Origin of the sequence: Chloracidobacterium sp. (assembly GCA_016715795.1) — a bacterium.
GTDB lineage: Bacteria > Acidobacteriota > Blastocatellia > Pyrinomonadales > Pyrinomonadaceae > OLB17.
In genome coordinates this window covers 1,971,048-1,985,572 of record JADJXP010000002.1, presented here as the reverse complement: position 1 = coordinate 1,985,572, position 14,525 = coordinate 1,971,048, and the positions used below count along the sequence as shown (strand labels likewise).

The window sequence follows — 14,525 nt, the reverse complement described above, 5'->3', positions numbered from 1 at the left end:
GGTATCTTTATCTCTGTCGAATAGCTGTGATCAATTGAAGGACTGTTGAGTGGCCGTGCCTTGGGTCGCTTAGTATTGAGATAGTGCTCGCAATCATCTACCTGATCCTATTGCTCCTGCTCGGTGACGCCCTGTGTCGTCGCTTCTTTAAGTTTGCGTCGGGGCCGCATCGTTTCGGTGCAGCGTTTCTTACCGGGGCACTTATCGGGAGTTGGTGGACGTATCTGTGTGGATTTCTCTTTGCAGCTACCAATTCGCCGTTGCTCTGGGGCAACCTCCTCTTCTTCGTGATGTGTGGAGGGCTGATCTACTGGCTCTGGGCAAATCCTTCAAGCCAGGAATTCCAGACGCGGATCGACAGCGATCAGGTCGGGTTTAACCGATGGGACTGGGTCGCGGCGGGACTTTTTCTGGCATATGCGTGCTGGCTTACGTTTGCGACATTCTCAATGGATGACGGCAAGGTCCGCATCGCGACACATCAATGGAGCGATTTTGGCTCAACTGTGTCGATCATGCAGTCATTTGCGAACGGGCATAATTTCCCGACTGAGTATCCACACTTTTCAGGCGACCGGATCAGGTATCATTTCCTGTTCTATTTCCTTGCGGGCAATCTCGAATATCTCGGCCTCAGCCCGTCCACAGCCAACAATGTGCTGAGCATCCTGTCGCTGCTCTCGATGCTCTTTCTCGTGATGGCCCTCGGCGTGGTGTTGTTTGCCTCGCGCTTGATCGGGCGGATCGCGGCTTGTTTGTTCTTCTTTCACGGCACGCTGTCATTCATACCATACGTCTATTCGCACTGGCCGTTGGGCAGCGTGATTGACTCTGTCTGGAAGATGCGCGACTTCCTGCCATCGGGCTTCAACTATCGAGGCGAATTGTGGGGCGTCTGGTCGCAGGTCGTTTACGCCAATCAGCGGCATCTGGCCAGCTCCATCGGCATCCTGCTGCTGGTGATGTTCTTTCTGATCGACCGCTACCGCGAGGCAGATCGTCAGAAGCAAGCAGCACGGGCCGCATCTCTCCCCGCCGAACCGGAACCTGTGGCAGTCGATGTGGCAGGGGAAGAGCCGTCTGCCGAAACTACTGCGGAGGATGCTCCTGCAAATGGTGATCTTGCCGAGGTAATTGACGCTGCTTCGTCGTCCGAGCAGATCGATGAGGCGTTGGAGGTGAGAAACGAAGAACCGACTGCCGTCGGTGATTTGCCGGATGCTGAGGCATCGCTGACGAACGAAGTTGAGCCGGCAGCTTTTGAAACCTCGGAAATAGCGGCACACGGGCACGAATCTCTCGACAGTAGCGAGGATATTGATATTTCCGCTCTCGTTAGGAAGCTCACCGCGAACCTCGGCCGCGTCTCCCCATTCATATTCGCCGGAGCTCTCCTCGGCCTGATGCCGATGTGGAACGGCGCCGTATTTACCGCCGCCTTCGCCATTCTGGCGTGCTTTTTCGTCCTCTTTCCTTATCGCAGGCAACTGATCATTCTTGGTGTAACGACGGCCGTATTTGCGCTGCCGCAAATCATTTACCTAAAAACGGGCAACATCCCACCCGGGCCGTCGCTCGTTGGTTGGGGATACACGCTGGGTGGAAACGCCTCCTTCTATGACGTTTTTTATTACCTCGGGTGGACGTTTGGCGTTAAGTGGCTGCTGATCCTGATCGGTGTTATCGTCGGAACCTGGCTGCGGAATCGCGTATTGATGGCGGTCTCCACACTGATAGCGGTCACATTTTGCCTCCAATTTAGCCCGGAGGCCCTGGCAAACCATAAATTCCTTAATATTTGGCTCGTCGTAGCCAACCTGTTTGCAGCCGCGGGTCTTTGGTGGCTTTGGAGCTTTAAGGGGATAAAGACGACTATCCCGGGCCGCATCCTTGCGATAGCTCTAACCGCGACGATCGTTATCGGCGGGGTCATAGATCTGTTCCCCATAAAGAACAGCACATGGATGTACATGGGGTATCGTGACGACGCGCTCGTCAAATGGGTAATGGAGAATACCGACCCAAATGCGATCTTCTTGACCAATCGGCATGTCAACCACCAGATACTCCTTGCCGGCCGGCGCCTGTTTTACGGTCATCCGTACTACGCGTGGGGCGTGGGGTATCCGACCGGCGAACAAGAAGCTGCATACAAGAAGATGCTTGAGTCACGCGATCCGAATGAGGTTTTGAGCCTCCTAAAAGCCAAAAAGATCAGCTATGTGGCCTTCGATAATGGGCTGCGAAAAAGCGACATCATCAAGAACCCGAACGAAGTGCTCTACCAGGCATATTTTAAGGTAGTATTTGACGATACGGAGAACAAATACGACGGGCTCAAGATCTACAAGGTTCCGGAGGCTCTCGGCCCGCCCGACCCGGCGGTGGAAATTCCGCCAGCCGTTCCTACACCGACGCCCGGCTCTGCCACGGCTACGGCATTCACGGGCGGCGAAGGTGTCGGAGGCGGCCAGTTCTCGAAGCCGCGCGGCCTCGCGACTGATTCGAAAGGCAATATCTATGTGGCAGATACGGGAAACGATCGGATCCAGAAATTTGACCAGACGGGAAGATTCATCCTTTCTTTCGGCAAGTCGGGGGCCGGTGCGGGCGAGATAAAAACTCCGAATGGAGTGGCGATTGATAGCTCCGGCGCGATCTTCGTTACCGATCCGGCAAATCACAAGTTACTGAAGTTCACTGCCGACGGCACTTTTCAAAAGGAATGGAAAGGGCCTGAACCTGGCTTCTATGGCCCACGTGATATCGCCTTCGGGCCTAACAACGACCTCTACATTATCGATCAGGGAAACACGCGGATCGTCCGCTTTGAGCCTTCAACTGAGAAATTCACTTCGTTTGGGAGCATTGGTGCCGGGCCATCTCAGTTTCGGGAATCAACAGGCATCGCGACCAGCGACCGGTTTGTCTTTGTTGCGGACAATGGAAATAACCGCATCCAGGTTTTCGACCTTGAGGGTAATTTTGTTCGCGAGTGGGAGGTGCCAGGTTGGGAACGGTATGTTTGGAACTACCCAGACGTCGTATTCGACCCGGCTACGAAACTCCTCTATGTGACGAATAGTTGGAAGAATGAGGTCCTGGCGTATGATCTCGAAGGCAATAGCGTGGACCGCGGTTTTCGGCAGGATGGAAACACCAGATTGAGCAATCCGACATCGATCTGCATCACGACCGAGAATCGCGTGCCGTCCCTGTTGGTTTTGAACAACAGTGGGGCGAATTTATCCAAGCTTACCTTGGCGGCAAAGTAGCAATTAGGCTTTTCCATGAACAGCAAGCTTGAAGCGATCTGCCGCGAGAACCCGGAGCTAGCCAAGGAACTGGCGGCGGAACTACTGCGATATGCGGGGACATCGTCGAACGGGCCGATTTTCGCAGGAAGCGTAGGCGAGAAAGTCGAACTCTCGCTCGTTTTTCCAACCTTCAATGAAGAGGAGAACATTCCGGAACTATACCGACAGGTAGCATCAGTCCTCGATCAGAATCAGATCACGAATGCTGAATTTCTCTTCGTTAATAACGGCAGTTGGGACAGGTCGGAGGAGTTGATTCGCGAATTGAAGAAGAATGACCCACGTATCAAGTTGATCAACTTCTCTCGGAATTTTGGCCATCAGGCGGCGATCACCGCCGGGATCGACTTCAGTTCCGGCGATGCTACGGTCCTGATGGATGCCGATCTGCAGGATCCGCCCCATGTGATAACCGAAATGTTAAGAAAATGGAAGGATGGAGCTGAGATCGTGTATGCCGTCAGAGAAAGACGCGGAAAGGAGCCGATCTGGAAAAAGGTCTTTGCATTCTCATTTTACAGGATGCTGCAATATGTCTCCAGCATTGAAATACCGCTTGATACAGGAGATTTTTGCTTACTCGACAGAAAGGTCGTCAACTATCTCAAGGCCCTCCCTGAGAGGAACCGATTTCTTCGGGGGCTGAGAAGCTGGCTTGGATTTAGACAGGTCGCGGTCAGCTACGAACGGCCGGCAAGGTTTGCGGGAACAGCTAAATATAATGTTCGTCAATCGGTGAGGCTGGCAATCAACGGGATCGTCGGTTTCTCTACGGTGCCGCTCCGAGTTGCCGTTTATGTGGGCTTTCTTTCGTGCTTTGTCGCCGTATTACTTTTGATCTATGCGCTCGCGGTGCATTTCGTCGATCCCACTGTGTCCACCCTGGCACGTGGCTGGGCTTCTCTGATCGTAGTCATACTCGTGATCGGCGGGATCCAATTGATCCTCTTAGGATCGATCGGGGAGTATATCGGGCGTATCTATGACGAGGTGAAACAGCGGCCTAACTACGTTATTCGAGACATCGCAGACTGATCGGCCGAAGAAGAAAACGATGGACAAAAAACAAGACACGTCACCTGCGAGAAGCCGATCTAGCAACATGAAGGAATGGCTGCGGAGCCATCGCGTTCTGATCGCCATGACAGCGGGGTTGATCGTCCTGATGTGGCTGCCGTTCTATGGCAACTTGTATCCGCCGCTCGTGGACCTGCCTGAGCATCTGCTGGTGAGCAAACTTCTCTGGGAAACCCTTGCGGGAACATCTACTCTAGACCTTCAGTTGACATCGTTCCTCGGCTACAAACTGTTCCCATATCTCTCATTGGGCTTCATCGGACTGTTCAAAGCTTTTGGCATCTCGCTCATATACCTTCCGAAAGCCATTTCGGTAGCCCTGATCGCACTCTTTTCGGCTATCGTGGCGGCGATAGGTGTTGCCGAGCTTGAGGATCGACAGTGGCGTTCGGCGGGCATCGCGGCGTGCATTATTCTGCCGGCGGCAGTCGGCATGTACGTGGCCTGCTGGTTCATCGGCTTCGTGAACTATACGTTAGGCATCACTTTCATTATTCCCGCGATCTATTTCAGCGAGAAATTTCTTGCCGACCGGAAGTTCCGGCCGGCGATATGGACCTTTGCATGTTTGTTGTTGGCCTACCTCGCCCACCCTTTCGTGCCCGCCTTTTGGCTGATCTGGTGTTTTGGCCGGGCGGTCGCGTCGCTAGTGCTGTGGCGGTTGCCGAAGGAATGGATCGGGTTCCCGATGCTTGGCGCTGCCTTTGCACCGATCGCGATCTATCACATTGCGGCGACGGCGGGTTCGCCGCTTGCACCGGCGACCGATATCATGACGAGGGAATCGCCATTCCTTCCTTTTGCTGAGTGGACAAAGAATAGGTTTTGGCCGCTGCTGGACGGAATGTATCTCAAGGCTGACGATGTGGCGGACGGTTCGATGTTTGCGATCTTCGCGATCCTATTTGTCCTTTTTGCGGTGTTCGTTTCCTTTTGGTTCAAGCGGGAAGACAGTTCTCGAAGCCTGATATTAGCCGGCATTTTTGCTGCGATCACCGCATCGGTGATAAATGAGAAGTTCATCCCTGTTCCGGCAGGGCATTGGCTGGCTTACGACTACAGATTTGCCTCCACGACCTATGCGATCTGCCTCGTGACGGCCGCGATCGTGATCATTCGCCATCTGCCGGACATGCTGGCTAACGCCCGGTTCAGGGTCGTCTGCGGCGGCCTTGCGTTTGCGGCCCTCATCGCTTCGCTAGGGCATCTCGTTGGCGTCCGTGCCGCTTATTCACGATTCGATACAAGCGCGCGGCCCTATATGGCGAAGGTCCTAAATGGCGAGCCGCCTACGGGACTTACCTTACCGCACAGCCGCTGGCATCCGGACGGGACACTGATAAAGCTCTACGTGTGCATGGTTCAACCCGACTGTAATTTGTGGGGCACGACCTTCTACCACGGCTATTCTGGTGATCTTTATCCGGTCAAATACGGCTCAAAAAGGCCGCCACCCACGCCGCCCGAAATGGCCCCGACCTCGCCTAGGGGCGCACTCGCTAAGCCGCGCGGCATCGACGCCGATAAAGCCGGCAATTACTACGTCGCAGACACGGGCAACGGACGGATCCAGGTATTTGACCGGGCCGGCAGGGTGACCTCGGCTTTCGGTGAAGGACAGCTTAAGGAACCAAACGGTATAGCGACCACCGGTGACGGTGACATTTATGTTACTGACGCCCAACTGAATAAGCTCTTTAGATTCGATCCCAACGGAAGGTTTGTTAAGGACTGGTCGGGGCCCGCACCCGGATTCTATGGCCCCCGCGATGTGGCAACTGGCCCGAATCGTTCTCTTTTCATCGTCGACCAGGGGAACGGGCGCATCGTTCGGTTCGATACGACTACCGAGAAATTCAGCGAATGGGGAAGTTTGGGCGATGGAGAAGGCCAATTCCGTGAGGCGACCGGAATTACAACCGCCGACGGGCTTGTTCTGGTAACAGATAATGGCAATGGACGCATCCAGGTCTTTGACCTTGACGGAAAGTTTGTCCGCCAATGGAATGTACCCGAATGGGAAAAGTATGTGTGGCATTATCCTGACGTCGCATATGATGAAAGCCGAAAACTCGTTTACGTTACCAGCGGCACCACAAAGGAGGTCATAGCGTTCGACCTGAAAGGGAACCGTTCCACTCCGCTCGGCCCGGATAGCCAAAACGGGCTCGACAACCCATCGTCCCTTGTCATTACCAAGACAAACAATGACCGGACGCTCCTCGTCCTCAATACGGGGAACTCGACGGTGGTCCGTTTCCCATTATCGGGTCCGTGACGGTGCTCATTTTTCGCATTCCGGCAATGAATGCTATTTTTGCGAAGACGCGTCGCGTGCCATGCCTTCGATCGTTTCTGCGATCACATATCGAGGCCGGCGTTTGACCTCATCGTAGATGCGTCCCAGATATTCGCCCATGATCCCAAGGCTGAACATCAACAGGCTTCCGATAAACAGCAGCAGCAGGATCACCGTGGCGAAACCCGTCATCGCATGGCCGCTAAGGAACATGTAAAGGGTCTGCGCTCCAAAGACCAACGCAAACAGCATAAACACAAGGCCCAAGACAGTAATTATCTGAAGCGGAACGGCCGAAAATCCGGTGATTCCGGTCAACGCAAGGTTGACGAGGAGAAAGAACGACCAAGTCGATGTTCCGCCCTCGCGACCCGCGACTTCAAAATAGACCTTTGCTCGAGAAAACCCCAGCCATGCTGTCATGCCGCGAAAAAAGACATTTCGCTCGCCCATCTGGAGGTAGGCCGCGACTGCCTGACGACTAAGCAGCTTGAAATCTGATGCAGCTGCCAGGTCGAAGCCCGATAGCCTGCCCCAGATCCAGTAAAAGATCCGTGCTCCGAGTTTGCTCAGTATCGATTCCTTGCCGCGCGTCTTCTTGACCGCATCGATGATCTCTGCGTCGCCGCTAAGCCAGATGGTCAGCATCTCGGATATCACTTCCGGAGGGTGCTGGCCATCCCCATCCATCACGATCACGGCATCGCCGCGCGCCCGTTCCAAGCCCGCGCAAAGGGCCAATTCCTTACCAAAATTTCGGCTCAGCCGCACGGCACGGATGGGCAGCTTCTCAGCGCAGGACGACAGTGTCGTCCAAGTCCCATCGTGCGAACCGTCATCGACCACGACGATCTCATATGCGATATTTCGGGGTTCGATGCTGCTCGCTATTCGTTCGAGAACGGTGCCGATATTCTTCTCTTCGCAGAAGACGGGCACGACGACCGAGACCAGTTTCTTGTAATCTTCTGTTCTTTCTTCACCCATGCTAGATCTTTCCGCTTAGCGCGATCGTCGTTGCCGGGACCCAAATATTCCTTCGTGCCAGGACCGAAGGGATGCGGATCCCGAATTTCGATGCTATCAGGCCGAGCGGGAAGGCATGCGGATACGGGATCCGTCGGATCTCATTGAGGCCCCCAAGACGCATTAACCGCTCCAGCGATCTCGCATCAAAGTAATGAATGTGTTCGGGCACTTTATACGACGCCCATCGCTTGCCCATTACTTTTCTCAAAAGTCCGCCCATGTCCGGGGCCGCAAGGATAAGCGTTCCGCCCGTCTGCAGCCTGTTCACCAGGTTTCCTACGAACTGTATCGGATCATAGACATGCTCGATCACATGCGTAGCAATAATGCAGTTAAACGTCTCGTTGCCCTCCAGTCCATCGACGCCTCCTGGATACACTCTGTCTGCAACCTTTGAGGCAATCGTGGCGGCCTCAGGCGAATACTCCGTACCGACCCGGCGGGCAAAGTATCCGTTTGCCGCATTCAAAAGGTATCCATAGCCACAACCGACTTCGAGAAGGGCGCCGCCGGTCATATTGCGCTTTTCTAGATTGCCGACGAGCCGGTCGAAGGTGGCCCCCAACGCAGATTCCTGATCTGAATAGCTGGTATCAGAGTAACCTGAATCTCCGCCCCCGAAGTAGGAGCTGTCCTGATAAAAGCGCTGCATAGCCTGCTCGTTCAGGCGTGGATAGAGATAATACATTGAGCAGGCCCGGCAACGCACAACACCGTGAACCCCGAGCCTGACAACAGGATCGTCACGATCAGATGCGCTGCACAGCGGGCAGTCCGGATACTCCATCTCGCTCACGGCATCTGATACACGACCGTTAGTTTTGTCGGAAAGTTGAAGATCGTCCATCATTCTCAACTCAATACGATATCATTTTCACACAGTCTCAGATGAGGCGGCCAGCCCGCTTGCTGACTGGCAAAAAACACAGTTCAGACCGCATACATCTTTAGCTTGAACTCATCATTCGCGATGTATATCTCGGGCTTGCGGCCTGAGAAGCGGAGCGATTGTTTGAGCACCATCGGCAGGCCGCCGTGCGGGACGGTGATGCCGTATTCGCGGCGTGTGAATATGGCCGCGATCTGCGGATTGAGCCGCTGGGTGATGCCGTAGCGAATGGCCCGCGACGCCGGCGGCGAGAAGCCCATCGTCCGACGCGGATTGATGATCTCGATAGCGTTATCGTAGATGTTGATACGCGTGCGGATGTCGCGCAATGCAAGGTCGCGGTGCATCAGGGCGTTGATGATCGCCTCGACAACGGAATAGTGGTGATAACGCCCACGCGGCTTTGCTACGGCATCACCGACGAGCGCCAGTTTGCGTTTCGGCGGATCCTTGTCGAGATCGACGTAGCGTTTTACGAACTCGATCACAGTCTCATACTGAGTCAGCAGATTGCCCTTGGTCTCGAGGGCCTCGATGAGCTGAGCGGAGCCGTTCTCACCCGAAAAGCGGGCCACGGTCACGTTTGAGCGCGGCAGCAACTCTGCTACGCGGTCGTTCTTTCCGAACAGCAGCAATGCAGCGACGGTGGGAAAGAACTCATCGCCTTGGCCGACCGCCAGCATCAGATCCTTTCGCAAAAAATCACTTGTCGAATAGAGCGTCCTGTTCGGTGCCTCGGTGTCAAAAGCGTTCGCAAATGACCACAACAGGGCATCGTCAAAATCGGCTTCAGTCGCGGTCTGCATCGGGATGTTCTCAAAGCCCAGCGGTCTCAGTTCGTCGAGCCACGATGACAGCTCGTCCCGAGCGACCTCGCGCTTTTCCGCGCCAAACCGCATATAGAATCGCCCGTCGCGCGTCCGATATGGCCGCCGACGGCCGTCCACGTCGAGGGCGACGATCCGCTTGCCGCTGTCAAATGCGATCGTGTCGATCATCGGCACAAGCGGCGGCGTGACCTCGTCGCGACAGATTCGCGAGAGTTCCTGAACGACCCATTCAGGATTGCTGACGCCCTCGATCCTGAGCTGGTCATTGACGCCGAAGATGATGGTTCCGCCGTCGGTATTGGCCAGGGCGACGATGCCCTGCGTGATGCGTTCGGGATTTGAGAGCTTTACCTTTAATTCAAGATAGGTGTCTTCGCCGCCGCGGATCAGTCGGAGCAACTCGGTGCGCGTTGTTGATTGCAGGGGCTGGTTGTGCAGGTATTCCTGAAAGGAATGATCACTTGCGGGCGGGCGTGTATGTCGAAACTTCCTTCTCGGCATCTCTTTTAGGTGCGGGCCGGAATGTCAAAATTCGCTACGTCCCAATTGAACCACCGAATGGCGCCAATGTAAACCACGTCGGTTCAAGTTGGCGAAATTGCGTGTACTCGTCTAAAATGAAAGCTTTCTAAGTTGACACTCGCTCCTATTCCGTCGCCGCGTTCTCAGAACGTGATGGGTGGTCTTGTGCGAGGGTTAGGATCCCTGAGGAACAAAATTAAATGAGAAAAGAGAACCGTTCGGCCGTTGGCCGCAGTATTTGTTTGACGCTGGGGCTGCTTGCCCTGATCACGGGCGTTATTGCCCTGCCGTTCAAGTTCGCTAACGCTGCCGGTGCCGGTGGAGCGGGCCTGTTCCCGCGGACCGTCAGCCACGAGCCGGAACTGCCGTATTACGACATCCGCAGCGACGCAAGCGCGGCGGCGATCGGTTTTCTTGTCGAGGCGAGGGCCGATTCGGCGGTTGACGCTGGGCGCGTAGCAGATATTCGCGATCGGTTTGTCCGAGCCGAAGGCGAACTCAGGACACGCGTGCCAAAGCTGGTGGTGGAATACAATCAGGACATCCGCACGCCCGAGGTCATAGCTACGGGCGTATGGACGGACAGTCTCGCATACCTGGCCGAACGATCGGTCGGTTCGCGCTCAGACGCGCTGCGCAGTTTCATTCAACAGAACAATGACCTTCTTGGCGTAACCGACCAGCAGGCGGCCGCGCTCAAGGTGACGGCTGATTACGCCAATCCTAACGGCGATCTTTCGTTCGCTCACTTCGAACAGTTCATCAATGATATTCCCGTCTTTCGCGGCGAGATCAAGGCCGGATTTGGCAAGAACGGCCGGATGTTTCGTGTCATCAATAATCTCGCTCCGGGCCTTGATCAGGCACGGATCGCAACGGATTTTGGCGATGCGTCGGCCGCATTAAGGGCGGCTGCCGGCCACATAGATTATCAGATCAAAACTTCCGATATGGCCGTGGATGAGACTCGGAGCACGGACAAGGCAACGTACTTCGGCACGAACGATTTCGCTCCCGCAGCCGAAAAATTCTATTTCGCGACCGAGCCGGGCGTGGCGCGTGCCGCTTGGCGGGTCTTTATCGATAAGGGTTCTGCGGCATATTACGTGATCGTTGATGCCGCAACCGGCACGATGCTCTGGCGCAAGAATCTGGTGAACGATCAGACACAGCCGGCGACCTACAATGTCTATGCCAATCCGAATTCGCCGATGGACATCTCGGAAAACCCAAATCCGATCACGCCGGGTCCGACATCGCCGAGCGGCGTTCAGGGCGTCCAGATCGCTCGCGTCAACCGGACGCTGATCGGCAACGAAGGCCCGCTTGCGTTTAATAATCTCGGATGGATCACCGACAGCACCGGCCCGTCGGGCTGCCCGACGTGCGGCTGGACCGACGGAAATGCGGTCGAGGCAGGGCTGAATATCGTCCCACCCGACGATGTCGATGCGCCTCAGCCGGGAGTTGACCGGGTTTTCAATTTTGCGTACAATCCGCCGCCCGGAATGCCGCCGCCACCCGACGACCTCACAACGGCGAATTCGCGCTCCGGTGCGGTAACGCAGCTTTTCTACACGACTAACCGGTTTCACGATTACCTTTATCAACTCGGCTTTACTGAGGCGGCCAGGAATTTTCAGCATGACAATTTTGGGCGCGGTGGTGTTGGGTTCGACAGGATCAAGGCACAGGCGCAGGATTTCGCCGGCACCAACAACGCAAACTTTATGACGCCGTCAGACGGCGGCCGCGGCCGGATGCGAATGTATGTATTCACGCAGGTGCCGGCCCGCGATGGCTCGCTAGATACCGAGATAGTTGTGCATGAATTGGCACATGGCGTCTCAAATCGCCTCCACGGCAACGCCAGCGGCCTCGGGACGGAACGTGCCCGGGGAATGGGCGAAGGTTGGGGTGACTTTTACGGGCTAACCGGCCTGTCCGAAGCTACAGACCCGGCGAATGGCGTCTATGCGGCGGCGTCATACTCGACATTCGGCGTGTTCGGCCTGGGAGCTACGAATTCGTATTACGGCATCCGGCGATTTCCGTATGCGGTGCTGTCTTCGACAGGCGGTCCGAACAATCGGCCGTTCAATCCGCTTACGGCCGGCGATGTCAACACTCCCTGCGTGCTCACCGACGGGGCCTATCCGGCATCGCCGCCATTTGCCGGCAATGCGTGTACCGAGGTACACAATCAGGGCGAGGTTTGGGCGTCGCTGCTGTTTGAGGCAAGGGCACTGTTTATTGCCCGGCTTGGATTCGAAACAGGCAATCGCCGTCAGATCCAGTTTGTGACCGACGGGATGAAGCTGGCACCGCTTAATCCGACATTTGTCCAGGAACGCGACGCGATCATCGCGGCAGCTCTGGCATCGTCCATCGGGCCTGAGGCCGAGGCGGATGCGGCGGATTTTCGTGAAGGATTTCGAATTCGTGGCCTTGGCTTTGCCGCAACGGATACCGGCTCTGCTCTGACCGAGTCGTTCATACGTCCTAATGCGACCTATGTACTGCCATTCTCGGTGAGTGACCTGCCCGGTGACAATGACGGCTATCCCGAGCCGGGCGAGAACGTGCTTCTTAACATTTCCGTTCGGAACCCCACGGCGGCACCGCTTACGAATGTAACGGTAAGCGTTCCGGGCGGCGGCAGCGTCAATTACGGCACGATAGCCGCGGGAGCGACCGTGCAGCAGGGCGTGCCATATACGGTTCCCGCAGGGTCGCCGTGCGGTAGTCTCGAGTCGGTCACGATCAATATCAGCAGTGACGCCGGGACGCAAATACCATTTACGCAGACCTTCAGGCTTGGCGTGCCCGAGGCACCGGTCACATTCTCAAACACCGCCGCGATAACTATTCCGAATGGCGCCCCGACAACCACGAACGGCCCGGCATCGGTCTATCCCAGCGGTATCGCCGTCTCGGGCCTTACCGGCTTGCGGACGATCAAGGTCCAGTTCAGCCAGCTTTCGCATACGACACCGGCGGACATGGATATCTTGCTCGTCGGCCCCGGAAACAAGAAGATGACGATCATGTCCGATCAGGGCGGGCCAAACCTTGTCACGAATGTGACGATGAATCTATTCGATTCGGCACTGACGCCTATTCCCACAGTGATCACGTCGGGCGACTACCGCCCGACCGCTGACGCCGGCCAGGACTCTTTCCCGGCCCCGGCCCCGCCACCGTTGTATCAACTGCCGGCTCCCGGCGGATCTGCAACTTTTGCGTCCGTTTACGGCACAAACAGTGCGAGCCTGAACGGCACATGGAACCTCTTTGTCGTAGATGACGCCGCGGGTAACGTCGGCGAGATGGCAGGCGGCTGGTCGATCACCTTTGAATCTGCTGACTATTCGTGTCAGATCGGAGGAAACCCAACTCCGACACCTACGCCGACGCCAACACCGACACCGACACCTACTCCGACGCCGACTCCGACACCGACACCGACACCGAGTCCTTCTCCGAGCCCAAGTCCGAGTGTCTCGCCGACGCCGTTGTATACGCGGGGTGATTATGACGGTGACAACAGGACGGATACTACCGTGTGGCGGCCGACGGCGTTTGCACCGAATCTGAGTGCGTTCTATACGCAGTATTCGGGCAACGGCAGCTTCTTTGGGATACAGTTTGGGAATACGGGCGATGTTGCCATCGCAGGTGACTTTGATGCCGATAATAAGACGGACTTTGGCGTGTCAAGGTTTACGACGGCCGATGGCGTTGATCTGATCTATCTCGAAAGCTCGACAAACACGGCAAAGTTCCCTGTGTGGGGCAACACCGGAGACATCTTCGTCTCAGGCGATTATGACAGTGACAAGAAGACAGATGTGATGGCGTGGCGGCCATCGGACGGCACCTGGTACATAGTGAATTCGAGCGGTGCGAATGGCGGCTTTACGTTTATCACGCACGGCCAGAACGGCGACAAACCGTATGCGATGGACACGGACGGCGACGGCAAGTCGAATCTGGTGTACTATCGCCCGTCAACCGGCGACTGGGTTGTCCGCAACAACGACGGCAGCAGCACGACAACAAACTTCGGCCTCCCGGCTGACGTTCCTGTCCCTGCGGACTACGACGGCGACAACAAGGACGACATCGCCGTGTTCCGTGACGGGTTGTGGATCGTCAAGAGAAGCTCTGACGGCCAGGTCGAGTTCCAGCCGTTTGGCACAACGGGTGACATCCCGATTCCCGGCGACTACGACGCGGACAACAAGTACGACCGTGCGGTCTACCGTGCCGGCATCTGGCACATGCTCCGCTCGACGCAAGGCTACACCGGCGTCCAGTTCGGTGCCCCGACCGATACGCCTATGCCGAAGGCTTATATACCGTAAGGAAATTAGCCGCGGATCACGCGGAGAAGCGCGGATAGGAGAAGATTTGAAATAATCTTCCTTATCTGCGTTATCCGTTTTATCTGCGGCTGATCTGCTTTCGCCAAGCTCGATCCGGGGGCATATTCCACGGCTAACCTCGCTCCTATATTTTGTGGTAACATTTCCTGCTGTGAGACTGGACGTTCTCATTAT

7 protein-coding genes are annotated in these 14,525 nt (G+C 56.0%); 4 read left to right on the top strand and 3 right to left on the bottom strand.

Annotated elements, in window-relative coordinates:
- The first annotated feature begins 83 nt into the window (after positions 1-83).
- Genes IPM59_14155 through IPM59_14145 form a run of 3 tightly spaced genes read left to right on the top strand, consistent with a single transcriptional unit; the run spans position 84 to position 6,672 of the window.
- Positions 84-3,275 carry a 6-bladed beta-propeller gene (locus IPM59_14155; GenBank protein ID MBK9216709.1) on the top strand — a complete coding sequence of 1,064 codons (3,192 nt, stop codon included), beginning with the start codon at positions 84-86 and terminating at the stop codon, positions 3,273-3,275.
- Between the two features lie 15 nt (positions 3,276-3,290).
- Positions 3,291-4,352, top strand: coding sequence for a glycosyltransferase family 2 protein (locus IPM59_14150; protein MBK9216708.1), 1,062 nt, complete (start codon positions 3,291-3,293; stop codon positions 4,350-4,352).
- Positions 4,353-4,371: 19 nt separating this feature from the next.
- Complete coding sequence (locus tag IPM59_14145) at positions 4,372-6,672, top strand: hypothetical protein (GenBank protein ID MBK9216707.1); 2,301 nt, start codon at positions 4,372-4,374, stop codon at positions 6,670-6,672.
- Between the two features lie 33 nt (positions 6,673-6,705).
- Here the strand turns inward: IPM59_14145 and IPM59_14140 are convergent, their stop codons facing one another.
- The 3 genes from IPM59_14140 to IPM59_14130 all read right to left on the bottom strand — a co-directional run bounded on the left by IPM59_14140 (position 6,706) and on the right by IPM59_14130 (position 9,942).
- The gene (locus IPM59_14140) at positions 6,706-7,680 is read right to left on the bottom strand and encodes a glycosyltransferase family 2 protein (protein MBK9216706.1); all 975 of its coding nucleotides are present in this window, start codon (positions 7,678-7,680) and stop codon (positions 6,706-6,708) included.
- Position 7,681: 1 nt separating this feature from the next.
- On the bottom strand, positions 7,682-8,572 hold the full coding sequence (locus tag IPM59_14135; GenBank protein MBK9216705.1) for a class I SAM-dependent methyltransferase: 891 nt from the start codon (positions 8,570-8,572) through the stop codon (positions 7,682-7,684).
- A gap of 80 nt (positions 8,573-8,652) precedes the next feature.
- Positions 8,653-9,942 (bottom strand): putative DNA binding domain-containing protein, encoded by a 1,290-nt coding sequence (locus IPM59_14130; protein MBK9216704.1) that lies wholly within the window; start codon positions 9,940-9,942, stop codon positions 8,653-8,655.
- A gap of 221 nt (positions 9,943-10,163) precedes the next feature.
- Here IPM59_14130 and IPM59_14125 point away from each other — a divergent pair, with 221 nt between their 5' ends.
- A complete protein-coding gene (locus tag IPM59_14125) occupies positions 10,164-14,330 on the top strand; it encodes a M36 family metallopeptidase (GenBank protein ID MBK9216703.1) in 4,167 nt (1,388 codons plus the stop codon).
- Positions 14,331-14,525 lie beyond the last annotated feature (195 nt).

Excerpts from the sequence above, each read along its gene's own strand:
- IPM59_14150 (MBK9216708.1), top strand. The coding sequence starts at position 3,291 with ATGAACAGCAAGCTTGAAGCGATCTGCCGCGAGAACCCGGAGCTAGCC.
- IPM59_14145 (MBK9216707.1), top strand. The coding sequence starts at position 4,372 with ATGGACAAAAAACAAGACACGTCACCTGCGAGAAGCCGATCTAGCAAC.
- IPM59_14125 (MBK9216703.1), top strand. The coding sequence starts at position 10,164 with ATGAGAAAAGAGAACCGTTCGGCCGTTGGCCGCAGTATTTGTTTGACG.
- IPM59_14135 (MBK9216705.1), bottom strand. The coding sequence starts at position 8,572 with ATGATGGACGATCTTCAACTTTCCGACAAAACTAACGGTCGTGTATCA.
- IPM59_14140 (MBK9216706.1), bottom strand. The coding sequence starts at position 7,680 with ATGGGTGAAGAAAGAACAGAAGATTACAAGAAACTGGTCTCGGTCGTC.
- IPM59_14130 (MBK9216704.1), bottom strand. The coding sequence starts at position 9,942 with ATGCCGAGAAGGAAGTTTCGACATACACGCCCGCCCGCAAGTGATCAT.